Here is a 16,038-nt window from a genome sequence, read left to right as displayed (position 1 = left end):
TTAGGTATTTCGTCACTGTTGAGTCAATTTTTTATGGTTAAGATCAAAAAAATCCTTAATTTCCAATGACTTTTTCCTAATTATGCGTTACTTTTTAGTGTAGTAGAACATCTTATAAAATATTCTCAATGTTGTGTAATTATTCTTGAAGATTTCCAAGCCCATTTATATTGTCTGTTTTCTGCTTAACCTGTTTTTTTATGGGCTAGCATTGCCTGTCTATGCTAATAGTAATTCCATTAGTTTTTTACACATTGGTACAGAAGAAGGTTTACCACAAAGCACTGTGAATACTATATTTCAAGACAGTCACGGTTTTATGTGGATTGGTACTTATGACGGGTTAACACGGTATGATGGTTATCGCTTTGTAAATTTTAAAAACAATCCACAAGACCCTACTTCACTCTCGAATAATGTCGTGCTTTCGATTATTGAAGACAAGGAAGGTTATCTTTGGGTGGGAACTGATCAAAATGGAGTTAATCGATTTGATCCTGAAACTGGAGAGTTTGTCCGTTTTGTCGCGCGTGAAAATGATTTTGATAGTTTAAGTCATCCTCAAGCAAAAGTGATTCATCAAGATCCACAAGGACGTATTTGGATTGGGACAACTCACGGTTTAAACTTGTATCTTCCTGAGAAAGAAGCATTTGCGCATTTTTATCATAATCCTTTAGATAATCAGTCGTTACCGCACGGTGCGATTGTTGATATTGTTGATGATGGTAGCGGTAACCTTTGGGTAGCAAGTAATGAAACATTGGCCCATTTTGATGTTGAGCAACAGGTTTTTTCTTCATTTAATCGTCCTGGTACGCCTAAGCAAATTAATGATCTTTATTTAGATACTGATAATAGTTTATGGATAGGAACACGGTTGGATGGCCTTTATCATTTAAGTCCAGATCAAAGTCGGTTTGAGCATTATCAAAATATTAAAGATAACCCGGATAGCTTAAATAATAATGATATACGCACTATTCTTAGAATGAGAAATGGTGATTTGTGGGTGGGAACCGAAGAAGGTGGCCTTAATATCCGACGCAAAGGTTCGAATCAGTTTTTACATATAGAACGAAACTCTGCTGATGGCCATAGTTTAACGATTAATGGTGTTTGGAGTTTGTATCAAGACAAGTCTGGATTGATATGGGTGGGCACAGCTGGTGGCGGTATTAATACAACAATCTCTTTTGCCAATCGAATGTCACGTTTAACGCATTCTCCTCACGAAAAAAACAGTTTATCCCACGAGTTTATTTGGGACATAGAAGAAGATAAGCAGGGAATGATATGGTTGTCGACACCATACGGGCTTGATCGTTATGATCCCGCTAATAATTCTTTTGAGAGCTTTAACCAGTTTGAGTCTCCTAATAAACGTCCTTTTGGTAGTCAGATATATAGTTTTACGATTGATGATCAGGGGTATATTTGGATTGGAAACACGCGTGGACAGTTGGCTGTCTTTTCTCCCGAAACAAAAGAATTAACGGTTATTCAGCGCTATGACTTCCCCCGTGATTATATTAGTTATAGCCGGGTTCGTATGATTGAAAAAGATCACTTTGGTAATATTTGGGTGGGAACTGATGATGGCTTATTGCGTGTCGATCAAAAATCTCGAAAGATTGTTCAGGACTATCGGTTTGTTGATCAAGGACAATTAGGAGATGCATCTATACGTGTCATGTTGCAAGATGATGATGGAATGATTTGGTTTGGCACATGGGGTAAAGGCTTACAACGATATGATCCCGAGTTTGGTTCTTTGATTAGTTTTGAGAATGTTCCTGGTGACGAAACTTCAATTAGTGATAATACAGTACGTAGTTTGTATAAAGATCCACAAGGCAACTTATGGATTGGTACTTTTAATGGACTGAATGTATTAACTGCTGAACAAATACAAAAAGAAACATTTGAGTTTAAAAGTTATTTAGAAAAAGATGGCTTACCTAATAGTGCAATCTATGGCATTGCTAATGACTCAACAGGTAAGCTTTGGCTAAGTTCTAATAGAGGATTATCTGAGTTTGATCCTGAAAAAATCAAATTTAAAAATTATACAACTGAAGATGGTTTAACCGCTAATGAATTTCATGGAAATGCCGTTGTTCGGTCCTTGTCTGGGGAAATCTATTTCGGTAGTGTTAATGGGGTAACTATCGTTAATCCTGTGACTAGAGCACAGACTAACTTTCAGCCCAAAGTAAAAATCACGGATATTGAAGTACAAGGTAAAACGATTTTAACAAAAGGGGTTCCTTATAATAATAAATTTATTGAATTAGAGTATGACGCAAATGACTTAATATTTGAGTTTGCCAGTTTAGATTTTCGCCATCCAAAGCGCAATCAATTTAAATATAGGCTGCTTCCTTATGACGAGAAATGGACAAGTCCGGATGGAGTTAACACAGCTGTATTTACTAACCTAGATCCAAATCGATACACCTTTGAGTTACAAGCGACTAATAGTGATGGTGTTTGGTTAAACAAAACGACTATCGTTAAATTTATTATTAAACCGCCAATGTGGCAAACATGGTGGGCGTATTTTATTTACTTCGCTATTTTAATTTCTTTGATTGCTTTTTATCTGAATTCGCATGAAAAGAAGCTTAAAGAGCAAAAAGCAATTAATGAACATTTGCGTAAAGTTGATCAATTAAAAGATGAGTTTTTAGCTAACACTTCTCATGAGTTAAGAACACCATTAAACGGCATTATTGGCATTGCAGAGTCACTTAAAGAAGGTGTTGCTGGGCTACAAAACCAAAAAACATTAAATCATTTACAAATGATTATTGATGGGGGCAAACGTTTAGCACAATTAATTAATGATATTTTAGATTTTAAAAAACTTTCCCATCATAATTTAGTGTTACAACGGAAGGCTGTTGACCTTTATTCTATTGCTAATGTAGTGGTAAGTTTGCTTCATCCATTAGCAGAAGAAAAATCATTAAAAATCATTAACCGATTACCAAATCAGTTGCCATTAATTTATGCCGATGAAAACCGAATACAGCAAATTTTGCATAATTTAATTGGTAATGCGATTAAATACACACAACGAGGTCAAATTGAAATAAGTGCGACCTCTCAAGGTAACTTTGTTGAAGTTTGTGTGAGTGATACGGGAATAGGGATTGATGACTCTCAAATGGAAATTATATTTAAACCTTTTGAACAAGCATCACTGCCAGATATTATTAGCAATAGAGGAACTGGCTTAGGCTTATCGGTAAGTCATCAACTCATTGAGGAGCATGGTGGTAATTTATGGGTTGAGTCTGAAGTGAATAAAGGCTCTAAGTTTTATTTTGATGTACCAATCTGGTTAGAGAATACTCATGAAATTGAAAGTTCTAAATCAAGTGTTGAACAAACCAGTACTCACTTAATTAACTCACCTAACGCGAGTAATAAAATACCTCATAATGAAAATCATATAGCGGAAGGGAAAGGTAAAGTATTAATTGCAGATGATGACTTGATTAATTTACAAGTGCTATCTGATCTCTTGCAAATGAATGGTTATAGTGTTGAGTGTGCTGAGGATGGCTTGAAAGCTGTACAGTTAGCACAACAAAAGAAATTTGATTTAGCCGTTATTGATATTATGATGCCTGGGTTATCTGGCTATGAGGTTTGTAAAAAATTACGTAAAAAATACTCGCCCATTGAGTTACCTATTTTACTATTATCGGCAAGATACCAGCCCAGAGATATTAGCGCAGGTTTTGAAGCTGGTGCTAATGATTATGTTGCTAAGCCGATTGAAAGAGAAGTTTTGCTAAGCCGAATTCATACGATGAGGTTATTAGGAGGGCTGATTGAAGCAAAACAACAAAAAGCCCATGCCGCAACATTACAGCAAGCTTGTGAGCGGCTAGGTAAATATTTTCCGACGGAAATGGTTAAACAAATTGTTACTGGCGATAGTAATAATCCTTTGATAGCAAAACGTAAACAAATTACCGTTTTGTTTGCTGATTTGGCTGGCTTTACTTCAGTTTCAGATCGTTTTGAACCAGAAGCAATTACTGATATTTTGAATAGCTTTTTAGGCCGAATGGGACGTTTGGTTGAAGCGAGAAATGGCGTATTAAATGAAATATTAGGTGATGGTTTGGTCATTTTATTTGGGGCACTTGAACATATGGATAAACGTGAGCAAGCAAATTCAGCGGCTAACCTTGCGTTAGAAATGCAGCAAGCAATGGAAGAACTGGCCGAAGAATGGCTTGAAGCTGGTATTGATCATAATGTTAAATTAAGAATTGGTATTCACCAGGATTTTGCGACAGTAGGTAATTTTGGTTCAGAAGATATTGTTGCTTTTAGAGCGATCGGTAGTGGCGTTAATTTGGCTGCGCGTTTAGAGAATCATTCTGAGCCAGGAAAAATTATGGTGAGCTATCCTATTTATGCACAATGTCGAGATGACTTTGAATTTACTCAGCTCAATGAGATTAAGTTTAAGGGGTTTAATCATCCTCATAGAGTATGTACTTTGATTGATAAGCGTTGGTTCAGATAAAGTGATTATTCAGATAAAGTGGCTATTAAGCACTTAACCTGAGCACTTTAATATCAGGTTAAGTGGTGGTTTAACAGAGTGTATTTTTAGAACTCGTATCGAACACCAAAAGAAGTTCGTTCGCTGTTGTCTTCTTTTTCAAAGTCGGCATAAAGACCAATGTTATCAGTAAACATATAATGTAAACCTAGTACAGCATAATCGATTCGATAATCACCATAGTCGACATCGACTTCTCCTGTGTTTAGTCTTTTTAATGTTAATTCAACTTCTAGCGAGTCGGTAATATTGCTTTTAAAACCGAGGCTGAATTGGTAACCTTGTTCATCGAAAACGCCGGTATTCGGCCGAGAAAAAATCACTCCAACGGCATCCAGTTGTACAAAAACAACAGAGTTGTTAAATATTTCTTCATAATAACCAATACCAATGGTTTTAGTTTCCATATCAAGATCTAAGTCATTGGTTGAAACATATTTACCAGCAATATAAAAACTATCTTCCAGTTGGTAACTCGCGGTGGCTTCAAACCCAGTAAAGTCACCTGCAACCTGTTCATGTTCCATATCCGTTTTACCTGCTTCAACATAGCTGAATGAGGGCAGCTCTGCTTTGGCTAAGCAAGGCAAAATAGCCATGCTTGCAGTCAGTAATGCTTTTTTAATCATTAAAATTATTCCTACTTGTTAATCACTGTTTTATTGGCAGTATTTATTTCATATTCATGTTAAAGCTTTTTACGCAAGTAAGGTAATGCTAACAACAATATTAATAAGAAACCGAGTGAGCCACTGCCTTTAGGCTGATCTTTAATGGTAACTGCTAGAGTTGTGTTAACTTTTAACAGATCCGGATCTGTGCTGCTAAGTTCAATGCTAAAACTCTTATTTTGATGAACCGCTAAAATTGGGACTTTGATCTCTTTAGGCTCTGTATCCGAGTCTTCCCAGGTCAGCGTTCCTTCGGTAGCAGTATAGTCAACACCAGCAACGGCTGTACCATCTTTGGTTTTATATTGAACGCTAATGCTTTGATCTGAGCCATCACTTCGGTTGACTAAAAAGGTAGCTTCTGATTCTTCACTGATCTCTATGTTTGCCACTTCAAATTCAACTTTACCAGTATTAGGTTCAACAACATTTAAAGTAATCGTACTGTTGGAGTCGTCATAAGGGGTGTTTGCAGAGATGATAAGCTGAGCTTTATAAGCACCTACCTCAAGCTCTTCTGCATTAAAACGAATGCTGACATCTTGGGAACTATTGGCTGCAATTGATGCGTTATAGCCCGAAGTTAATAATAGCCATGGCAGGTTTGCCCAACTACAAACACCTGTTTCCCCTGAAGTAATACCTATTACAACCTTATGTGAACGGCTTGGTGCCCAAAGCGTACCATTGCAATCGATTGCAATACCGCCCTGAGTTAAGTTAGCTAAAGAATCATCTGGCGTATTATCACCATCCAGATCAATATCTTTAGGAAAATCAAAGCTAGTGATAGGATCCAGATTATCGGTGTTGGTATTTAAAACGACAACATCTTTAGCCGGTTCAGAGTCATTCGCCATAACAAATAAGCTGCCTGTTACTGGGTTAAGCGCTAATCCTGAAACAAGAATTTGCACATTCACTGATCGTAATATTGTTCCATCGGGTTTAAATTGATGGATAATGCTGTCATTCCATGAACCTGAATAATAGGTATCAGTGATTGGATCATAAGCTAAGCCACGTTGAGAGGTTCCAAATTCAGGGCATATTTTCTCGCCTGTTAAAGTAAAATCCACAGGGTTAAGTTCGTGAATACAGTTCTCATTGCCTACTTCAACTTGCCATAACATGCCTGTTCGATTGTTAAAAGTCATATCCGCAGCAAAATCGCCAGAGATTGCAGTGGTATCAATCATTTTTCGAGTAGCTACACCTTGTGGATCAAACTGATGTGCTTCATCTTTACTTGCACCACCTGCTTTAACATCACCAACCCAATAGTTGCCGTTGGTTTGGTTTATGACAATACCAAAAGGATAAGTTAGTGGGATACTAAACCGACTAACATAGTCCATCTGTGATTGAGCAATATTTCGGCTAGTAAAGTCTGAGCGGTAACGTATTTTGCTTGTGTCTATTTCTGTCAATGCTTTGGGCCCAAAGTGCCTTGTTGAAGGATGGAAAGGGCCATTGATTTGTTCAACTATTTTTTTGTTGGTTGGTATCGCTGCAACAAAAAAATCGACATCGGTATCAACATTACCTGAGTTGCTAATGCTAATAGTCGATTCTCTAGCAGTTCCTTTGGGAACTTCAAAGGCATCGAATTGAGCTGGTACATCTATTTTACCGGCATCGAGTGCAATAGGCGTTGTTAATGAAATATCACCCGAAGTTACTTCTTTTGTTGAATATTGCTCTTTAGCAACACTAATATTTGGGGCTGATGAGTTGTTGATAAATAATTTAAAATACCCATCTGCAACATTAACATCATCAGGTGTGGCTACTGAGTATATTTGGCTTGATTCGGTGCTAATTGAAGCGCCTACTAGCGGCTCTTGTGTGTTAGCATCGGTTACATAACCAAAAACGAAACTACCTGCATCTGGTGTACATTGGCTGCCTGTGATTTTTACGTTATCAATCAGTGCATACCAATTCCAGCTTGCATCATAGTAATGCCATCTTAACTGAAAACTTTGAGCGCCATTGAGTTGTGCAGACATATCAATGGTATGGTGTTCGGCTATATTATTACCTGGTACTTTAAATAAGTTTGTCCATCCTGCACCATCGACATTGATATCAACATCAAACACATCACCCAATGGTCGATACAGTGTATCAAACTCTAGTGTTTGGCTTGGTAAACTGGTAACACTGATAACTGGGCTAACAAGTGAGGTATCGGTGGTAATACCTTCGCCTGTTGCATCACTATCGGCAATGGCTGCTTCGCCACTAGAGCCGATTAAATTACCTCTTACATCGGCGGTGCTTGCCCAAACACTGCCATTCGTTTCTGTATCGGTAGTCCAGCCTTGTGGTGGTACTCCCGACTCAAAGCCTTCGATTAAACCATCAATCTTGTACCCTGAAGCGCTACAAGATTGATCAATTAATAAATTGAAGTGTTGTGTTGCTGAAACAGCAGGATCAATATCCACTGAATAATTGAGGTAGCCTTTATCTTGCACATTGGTGGTGAGTTTAACCAAAGTGCCACCAAAAAGATTGATAGAATACTCGCCAGTTAGTGGGTTAGTAAATGTGCTTAAAGAGCCTCCTGGTACATTGGCAATGATTTCGCTATATAAGGGCGAGTTTAATCCTGAACCATCTTTCACCGTACCAGTGACGGTTATAGATGAAGCGCCCGATAATTCCATATCCTGCTCAACGACTTGACCCTCTGCTATATCAACTGATGATATTTGTTGTTTAACCCAGCCGTATTTGAAATAACTGATTTGATAGCCGGTGTCTTCCGGTAGGTGAAGCACATATTGGCCCTGTTCATTGGTGTACACTCTAAATGTTCCCGACGAAACTTCAACACCCTCAATAGCGGTGTTTGAGTCAGCATCTATAACGGTTCCTACAATTTTACCTGCGGGGCCTGCTACGCAGTCTTCAAACTTAAAGCTGCCAATATAAGTTGACCAAGCTGTAGTATTATTATTCGCTGCTTTATAGTACTCCGTGGTATACCACATAGTACAGTCATCAGAAGGGTCAATGCTTAAGCTGGAATAATCTCCCCAACGGTTTGCGCCAGACTGTGAGCCGCCGCCTGCAATAAGCTCCGTTTCTGGGACCGTTAGCGTGTCAGCTGCATCTCCTTTATACCTTCCTGTAAAACGGATAGAAGGCGCTAATGATGGTCCTGAGATACTGTACGCAACACCGATATTACCAACGGCATCCATTGCGGCGCTTCCCATCCAGCGGGAATTTCCGTCAGCTAGGCTATAAGTTCCTTGATTAGCAACACTCGGCGTGCCTGTAGCCGCATCAATATCAAACTCGTACCAGCGAACACCAGCTATATTATTGTCAGTATCAGAACCGACAACAGTATGATTGGCCACTAGTTTATGCTGTGTTCCCAATAAATTACGGTAGGCTAAACGAAACATCATACGTTGGCCAATTGCATCTAGACGTTGGCTGGCAGGTTGTACTATACAGTTTCGATCAAACTCACATACACCGCCTTTATAGGCCGCTACTTTTAAAGTTTTATTAAGCACAAACGCTGAGTTACCTGGTGTGTCCCAGTCTGTAGTAAAGGTCCATACATCAATGGTATCTGCTGCTCCACCTGCCGATACAAAGTATTGCGGCATTGTTGATGGTGGTAAATGAATGCCATCAATATCGGCAGGCATTGGTGTGAATGCGTCGGGTTTAGAGTTTTCTAAGTCAAATTTGATCTGTTGGGCTGGCTGCCCTAAAAGCATTTTTTCTCGTTCATAAACAACTACTCCTGCACCACTATACTTATCCCCGGTAAATTGGTTGACACCCGCATAGTAACCATCGTGCCAAAGTCCAAAATGAGGATAATCGTTAAATTTCTTAGTACTCCATAAAAAGTCATAAAGATAGTAGGAGCCAGTAGGATCACCTGTTTGTGATATGGCGATACATTGATGGTTATCGGTAAAACTATCATTAAAAGCAAACTGACTGATTAGCCAGCGATCCGACATACCATCATACAACACAATTGGATCACCACGGTTAGTACTTTCACATAGGCCGCCAAATCCGTCCCAGATTGTATTAATGGCTACAGGAGCGAGTAATTGATTACCTTGTTTGTCCCAGACAGCAATGGCTGTGTTAACCATTTGAACAATGTGATTAGGACCTACGTCTGCATTGGTATCGGGTGGAACAGCACCTTGAACATTACCCATACCATCAAACCCTGTACCAATAATGGGGGCTGATAAGGATTTAAAAGATGAAACCGGCTTCGTTTGTAATGCACCATCTTTAGACGACTGACCTTTTTGTTGAAGGTGTCTTGCTGCAAAAGGATGATTTCTGTTAGGGACTTCTCTAATCAGGTCTAAACCAGGGACTTTCTCACCTGTTGCTTGTAATTTGTTTTTTCTGGCTTTAGTCAGTTGAGGTAATGGTTTAGCGATTTGAACTATTGGTTTACTTAATTTAGGTTTAGCTACCACAACTTGGGCGTCAGGTGACAGTTTGTTTGGCGAAGCGTTGAGCCCGCTGGTAGAAAATAGGGCGCTAAATAAGCAGATATTTAAGAGTTTATTGATTATTGGTCGTTTTGTTAGCATATTTACTACCTTTCAAACATGTACTTTAGAAGATACTTTCATCTTTTGACATCGAATTTAACGCCGATTTTAACCCAGCACAATAGAATTAGAACCGTCAAGTCTATCATTGCTTCAATAATAAGGTATCGGAAAAATTCACGTTAACAGACTAAATAAGCGATTTTTTTTATAATTTATGATTATAACTGTCACATTTCTTTAATTTTGGCAGAATTATTGAAAAATATTTTTTGCAATTTTTTTGAGCCATGAATTGAAGCAAATAGAACGGACCAGAATATTATGCTAATGGCAAAAAAGCCAGTTGCATTGATGATTTTTAGTGAGGTCAAGTGAGTGGCTCCCCAGTATGTTAAAGGTCCTAAAATACCTCCCATAAACATTGCGATGAACGTTTTATTGCCTAACCATTGGTAGCAACCACTATAGGTGAGAGCAAACCAAAACCATAAAAGAACTAACCAGGTTGGAATTAATGCACTGAGTTCGTTGAATTTTATTAAGTTACAATAAGTGAGTAGTGAGTCGAACCCAATGCCTATTAGAGCCAATAGCATTCTTGAAAGGTATTGTTTGATAGAAGGTTTTATACGAAAATATTCAATCAATAAATAAGCTATGGATAAGGGAATAATAAGCCAATATAAATTGCTCTGGCTACCCAATATAATGAGTAACCAGCCAATTTGGAAGAATAAACAGCTTAACCAAATAGGAATAATTAATTCCTCACTTGTGTTGAAGCTAACGGCACTCTTGCATGAGGCTTCACAATATGAAGTTGTACATTACTAATAACTCTCTCTCTGAAACCACCTTCGCAATAACAGAGATAAAATTCCCACATGCGAATAAATGCATCGCTATAGCCTAATGATTTGATAGTTTCTATATTGTTAAAAAAAGCTTCTCGCCATGCTTTTAATGTTAATGCGTAATCCATTCCAATATCATATAAATTTTGTATGCGCATGTCGGTTGAGCTTTTTATACTCGAGCTGATTGCATCAACTGAAGGTATACAACTACCAGGAAATATATAGCGTTTAATATAGTCGACTTCTTTTTTTGATTGCTCAAATTTCTGATCGATGATGGTGATAGCTTGCAATAATATTTCGCCATTAGGTTTGAGTAATTGACTACACTTTTTAAAAAACGTGTCGAAATAGTGATGGCCGACGGCTTCAATCATTTCAATAGAAACCAGTTTGTCATATTGTCCTTCTAAATTACGATAATCTTGTTTAAGTAAGGTGATTTTTTTGTTGAGTCCTTTCGTTTTAATTCTTTCCTTTGCATATTCATACTGTTCATCAGAAATTGTTGTGGTGGTTATATGGCATCCATAGTTTTCTGCTGCATAGATAGCAAATGAACCCCAACCGGTTCCAATTTCTACTACATGGTCTTTTTCACTAAGTCTTAGTTGCTCGCAAATTCTCTTCAATTTATTATTTGAAGCTTGTTCCATAGAATCTTCTTCTGAGTAAAAAATGCCTGATGAATACATCATGGTTGGATCGAGAAACTGCTTAAAAAAATCATTCCCTAAATCATAATGAGCGACAATGTTCTTACGGCTTCCATGATGAGTGTTTTTATTTAACCAATGAAAAAAACGTTTTAATGGAGAGGTTAATTTAGCTAAGCCGCTATCCATTTCGCTGAGTACGGATTGATTAAGTGCAAATAATTGAATCACTTTAGTGAGATCTGGTGTTTGCCAATATTCGTTGATATAAGATTCACCTGCACCCAGGCTACCACCAAATGCAACAAATTGATAAAACTGTTCATTGAGTACGTGAACTTCCGCCGTAACATCTAACATTTCTTTGCCTTTAAAGTGATATTGATTATTACCATCCACCAGTGTGAGTTGTCCTAGTTGTAATGTTTTCAGGCGTTTTATAATAATTTTTTTTAACCAATAGGATAAGAAACTATTATTTAAAGATTTTTGTTTATTAGTTAATTGATTAACCGAGTTTTTAATAGATAGGGTAGAATTCATAATATATCCTTAATTCGATAAATGATCGGCTTGTTGATGAGTGTAAAAAGGTGTCTTTTTTAACCAAAGTCTAAATGCTTGCCAATAAATCCCTGAAACAACTTTTAAAGTCATAAAAGGATACTTTGCTAAAGCTTTTGCCATATTTCTTGAGTTGATTGGTTGAGATTTAAGTGATAGCGATGCATCAAATACTTTATCGTTTTCATGAAAATTTTGCATAAAAACCGATAGCTTTTTATCAGGAAGTGAAAAGCGCCATTGATAGGTTAAATCCATTGGCAAAAATGGAGAAACATGGAATGATTTGTTAAATTTGCTTTCAATAAAAATAGAGTTATCTTTTACCAGTTGTGCATTTCGATTATCCATGATATAGCGATGACGTTCATTCCAAGGCGTATTATTTATTTCCGAGACAATAAAGTCGATATTATCTCCTGATTGATCAAAACAGTAATAAAAAGTGACCGGGTTAAAACAATGCCCAAAGTATCTTAAGTGAGTTAACATTCTTATAGGACCTTTTATGGTCACTTGATATTGTTTTTTTATTTCGTCTTTTAACGCTGTACGAATACAGCCTTCTTTATTGAAGTAATCGGTTGTTTTAAATGAAGCCAGGTTCTTTTTGTCTTTTGACCAAAACCAAAACTGTTTAAATAAATTCGGTAATTCATCAAGATCAATATATAACATAAATAATTGATAGTTAAACTGATGGTTCTTGGGCATAAAGCGTCTATGCCGAACGTGGCCAAAGTATATTTTGCTGTTCATTACCTATTTCCTGGTTAAAGTCTTTTAATGCTTGCAGAGCGCTAACTACACCATCTTCATGAAAACCATTATGCCAATAAGCTCCACAGTAGTAGGTTCGGCTAGTTCCATTAATAGCGCTGTGGTTTCTTTGTGCTTTAACGCCATCTAAGGTAAAAAATGGATGTGTATATTGTATCTTTTTTATAATTTTACTTTCATCAATGGGTTGAGATGGGTTCAAGGTAACACAAAAGGTATATTGGCTTTTTAAAGATTGTAGTATGTTCATATTATAAGAAATGGTGACATGCTTTTGTTCATTATTGGTAAGATGATAATTCCACGCCGCCCAAGCCCGCTTTCTTTTTGGCATAACCGAATCGTCATAGTGCAATATTGCTTCATTATCAGTGTATGGGATTGCGGATAAAGTTTTTAATTCCATGTCTGAAGGGTTTTGTAACATTGATAAAGCTTGATCACTATGGCTTGCGATAAAAACGTAATCAAAAGACTCTTCTTCTGCCCCTTTTGCTTTAATAAAAACTTTATTGGGAGTACGTCTAATATTTTGTACTTTTGCTGATAAGCGAATTTTATCTTTATGTTGTTTTATTAAGGGAGTTATATATTGTGACGAACCACCTTTTATAACAAACCAATCTGGTCTTTGGTTGATCGATAGCATACCATGATTATGAAAAAACTGTACAAAAAAACGAGCAGGGAAATCTAGCATGCTATTATGATCGGTTGACCAAATAGCAGCTCCCATTGGTATGATGTAGTGATGAATGAAGTATTGAGAGTAATTATTTTTAGATAAATAATCTCCTAGCGAATAGTTGTTTTCTGTGTCAGATAGCAGTTCTAGACTTTCTTTGTTAAACCTTAGGATATCCATTATCATTTTATAAAAAGACGGTCTAAAAATATTACGCCTTTGTGAAAAAAGCTGATTTAAGCTAGAACCATTATATTCCAAATTGGTTTTTTCACACTGAACGCTAAAACTCATATTGCTTAACTGGTAGTCAACATTTAATTCAGATAGTAATTTGATAAAGTTAGGGTAGGTGTTTTGATTGAAAACAATAAACCCAGTATCAATATTATGTTGTTCATTACCGATTTTTACATCGTGAGTATGAGTATGGCCGCCAACGTAGTCTGATGCTTCAAATACACTTATATCATGTTGTTTATTGAGATGATAAGCAACTACATTACCTGATATACCTGTTCCAATTATTGCTATTTTCATTGCTCTGGTACCGTTCCTTTAAGTAGTTTTGAACCCCACCCAGCGGGTAGAATTGATATGAATTTTAATAAGTAAGTAAAACGTTTTGGAAAGTGAATTTCCGTCGTTTTTTTTGTCAGATTTTTATAAATAATCTCGGCTGACTCTTCTGCGCTTATTCGACTTGGCATAGAAAACTGGTTTTTATCTGTCAGGGGGGTCTTTACAAATCCAGGACAAATCCAGCTAACATCGATGTTTTCTTTTGATAGTTGTATTTTTAAACCTTGAAATAAATTTCTTATTGCTGCTTTACTGGCAGAATATGCTTGGCCTTGTGGTAAACCTTGCCAGGCAACACTGCTACTCATTGCTATTAAATAAGGTGAATCTGATTGACGGAGTATTGGCAATGTGGCTTCAACGCCTTTAACAATAGATAAAAAATTAGTTGTCATCATATTGGCAAAAGGTTGATAGCAAAAGTTTTTTATATCAATATATTCTGCTGAACCTGCGTTTAAAATGACACAGTCTAATCCTGACCATTGTTTTTTTATTTTGGTAATAATGCTTTGGTTTACTGATAAGTCAGTTATATCTCCTGGCACTACTAAAGCTTTTTCAAAAGGTGCATATATTTCTTCTAGGCTGGTTTGGCTTCTTGCTGTTACTGCGACTCTTGCATTTTGATTAAGTAGTCGTTTAGCTAAAGCTAAACCAATACCACTAGATGCACCTGTTATCCAAACCCGCTTATTATTGAAGTTATAGGTACTCATACTTTTCTCTTTACCCACTGTATTAATCTTCCAATAACTGGTAAATTTTCATATAACATGGCACCAGCGTCGAAATAGTCTCTATGTAAAATGATTAAATTATCACTGTTAACTTCACAATAAGTCGTTCCAGGAACAGTGAATTTTCTATTCTTGTTAATTTTAGAGTGTTGTAATGTCATATTCCACTGAACATAAAAGACACTGTCATTTTCAATTAGTTTTTCAAAGTCGAAATTAATATCATTGACGTTTTCATAAAGAGTAGTAAAATAAATTTTTAAGTTGTTAAGGCCATTAACTTCATGAAAAGGATCGATGAACTTTATTTTGCTCGCGTAAATTAAATTTAACTTTTCAATATTTGACGAGCCTAACTCTTGATACAAGCTCATGAACTGTTGGGTTATCATTGAATGCCTCGTCTCATTTCATTTTTGACTCGTTGTGGTATTGGCTTCAGGTCCCATACAAGACCGAACCAGCTCATTATTTTTAATAAATAAAATGTAATATCAATCTCCCACCATTGAAAACCTTGTCTTACCGTTCCTGGGTAGTAGTGGTGGTTGTTATGCCAACCTTCACCTAATGTTAAAATAGCTAGCAAACTATTATTCCTACTATCATCTTTTGTTTTAAATCGTTTTTGACCAAATCGGTGGGCAAGAGAATTTATAGTATAAGTTGCGTGGTAAAGAATCACTGTCGATATAAAAAATCCCCAGACTAATAATTGTAAGCCATTGGTTTCATATTGTGGATGAAATTTTGCGATTATCTCCCCAGCTAGATAAAGTGAGATTGCTAATAATGTCGGTGCGAAAAAGTCGAAGCGATCTAACCACACTAGTTCTTTATATTGTGCAAAATCTTTTATTTTAGAAAAGTTGGTTGAAAAGTTTTTATCAGATAAAAACCATAATGTATGACTCCAAAAGAAACCTTTATGTTTAGGAGAGTGAGGATCCAATAGAGTATCTGACTTTGCATGATGTATTCTATGATGAGATGCCCACCACAGAGGTCCTCGCTGGGCTGATGTTGAGGCAATAAATGCAAATATAAATTGAACAAGACGACTGGTTTTGAAGTTTTTATGTGAAAAATAGCGATGATAAAAGCCTGTTATGGCAAACATTCTTATCAAATAGAGTGTAACTGCAGTCCAAAAAGCAAACCAACTAAAGCCAACCCATATCACAGCAAAAACCGCTAGATGAATAGCTATGAAGGGCAATATTCTCAACAAGCTAATTGAATCACTCTGGTGATTGTTTGTTTTACTACTATCAAACCAAGCGGCTAATAACATCAGCTTTTGTGATAGCAAATTTTGATACGAAGTTTTCATACAGTGCCTTTGTA

Annotated in this window: 10 protein-coding genes; 1 reads left to right on the top strand and 9 read right to left on the bottom strand. The window is 36.8% G+C overall.

The window, feature by feature from the left end:
• Nucleotides 1–145: 145 nt before the first annotated feature.
• Nucleotides 146–4,552, top strand: coding sequence for a two-component regulator propeller domain-containing protein (locus tag ACT5E3_RS23600; RefSeq protein ID WP_444996021.1), 4,407 nt, complete (start codon nucleotides 146–148; stop codon nucleotides 4,550–4,552).
• An 86-nt stretch (nucleotides 4,553–4,638) separates the two neighbouring features.
• On the opposite strand, the gene ACT5E3_RS23595 is transcribed toward ACT5E3_RS23600, so the two are convergent.
• The 9 genes from ACT5E3_RS23595 to ACT5E3_RS23555 all read right to left on the bottom strand — a co-directional run bounded on the left by ACT5E3_RS23595 (nucleotide 4,639) and on the right by ACT5E3_RS23555 (nucleotide 16,024).
• Entirely contained in the window at nucleotides 4,639–5,220 is a 582-nt protein-coding gene (locus ACT5E3_RS23595; RefSeq protein WP_444996020.1) for a hypothetical protein, read from the bottom strand.
• Nucleotides 5,221–5,279: 59 nt separating this feature from the next.
• Entirely contained in the window at nucleotides 5,280–9,863 is a 4,584-nt protein-coding gene (locus ACT5E3_RS23590; protein ID WP_444996019.1) for a Calx-beta domain-containing protein, read from the bottom strand.
• 191 nt (nucleotides 9,864–10,054) lie between these two features.
• On the bottom strand, nucleotides 10,055–10,531 hold the full coding sequence (locus ACT5E3_RS23585) for a DUF2878 domain-containing protein (RefSeq protein WP_444996018.1): 477 nt from the start codon (nucleotides 10,529–10,531) through the stop codon (nucleotides 10,055–10,057).
• A 56-nt stretch (nucleotides 10,532–10,587) separates the two neighbouring features.
• Entirely contained in the window at nucleotides 10,588–11,883 is a 1,296-nt protein-coding gene (locus tag ACT5E3_RS23580; protein ID WP_444996017.1) for a class I SAM-dependent methyltransferase, read from the bottom strand.
• A 9-nt stretch (nucleotides 11,884–11,892) separates the two neighbouring features.
• Nucleotides 11,893–12,663 carry a DUF1365 domain-containing protein gene (locus ACT5E3_RS23575; RefSeq protein WP_444996016.1) on the bottom strand — a complete coding sequence of 257 codons (771 nt, stop codon included), beginning with the start codon at nucleotides 12,661–12,663 and terminating at the stop codon, nucleotides 11,893–11,895.
• Complete coding sequence (locus tag ACT5E3_RS23570) at nucleotides 12,626–13,909, bottom strand: NAD(P)/FAD-dependent oxidoreductase (RefSeq protein ID WP_444996015.1); 1,284 nt, start codon at nucleotides 13,907–13,909, stop codon at nucleotides 12,626–12,628. The genes ACT5E3_RS23575 and ACT5E3_RS23570 overlap by 38 nt, the downstream gene beginning before the upstream one ends.
• Nucleotides 13,906–14,670, bottom strand: a complete 765-nt coding sequence (locus tag ACT5E3_RS23565) for an SDR family NAD(P)-dependent oxidoreductase (RefSeq protein ID WP_444996014.1) — start codon at nucleotides 14,668–14,670, stop codon at nucleotides 13,906–13,908. Before ACT5E3_RS23565 ends, ACT5E3_RS23570 begins: the two co-directional genes overlap by 4 nt.
• Nucleotides 14,667–15,083, bottom strand: coding sequence for a nuclear transport factor 2 family protein (locus ACT5E3_RS23560; RefSeq protein ID WP_444996013.1), 417 nt, complete (start codon nucleotides 15,081–15,083; stop codon nucleotides 14,667–14,669). Before ACT5E3_RS23560 ends, ACT5E3_RS23565 begins: the two co-directional genes overlap by 4 nt.
• A complete protein-coding gene (locus ACT5E3_RS23555; RefSeq protein ID WP_444996012.1) occupies nucleotides 15,080–16,024 on the bottom strand; it encodes an acyl-CoA desaturase in 945 nt (314 codons plus the stop codon). The genes ACT5E3_RS23560 and ACT5E3_RS23555 overlap by 4 nt, the downstream gene beginning before the upstream one ends.
• Between the last annotated feature and the right edge of the window lie 14 nt (nucleotides 16,025–16,038).

The organism is Aliikangiella litoralis (assembly GCF_052495765.1).
This window is presented reverse-complemented; position numbering and strand designations above follow the sequence as displayed.

Bases quoted from the DNA above. Each gene is read 5' to 3' on its own strand.
- ACT5E3_RS23580 (WP_444996017.1), bottom strand. From the start codon at position 11,883: ATGAATTCTACCCTATCTATTAAAAACTCGGTTAATCAATTAACTAAT.
- ACT5E3_RS23590 (WP_444996019.1), bottom strand. From the start codon at position 9,863: ATGCTAACAAAACGACCAATAATCAATAAACTCTTAAATATCTGCTTA.
- ACT5E3_RS23595 (WP_444996020.1), bottom strand. From the start codon at position 5,220: ATGATTAAAAAAGCATTACTGACTGCAAGCATGGCTATTTTGCCTTGC.
- ACT5E3_RS23560 (WP_444996013.1), bottom strand. From the start codon at position 15,083: ATGATAACCCAACAGTTCATGAGCTTGTATCAAGAGTTAGGCTCGTCA.
- ACT5E3_RS23570 (WP_444996015.1), bottom strand. From the start codon at position 13,909: ATGAAAATAGCAATAATTGGAACAGGTATATCAGGTAATGTAGTTGCT.
- ACT5E3_RS23565 (WP_444996014.1), bottom strand. From the start codon at position 14,670: ATGAGTACCTATAACTTCAATAATAAGCGGGTTTGGATAACAGGTGCA.
- ACT5E3_RS23555 (WP_444996012.1), bottom strand. From the start codon at position 16,024: ATGAAAACTTCGTATCAAAATTTGCTATCACAAAAGCTGATGTTATTA.
- ACT5E3_RS23575 (WP_444996016.1), bottom strand. From the start codon at position 12,663: ATGAACAGCAAAATATACTTTGGCCACGTTCGGCATAGACGCTTTATG.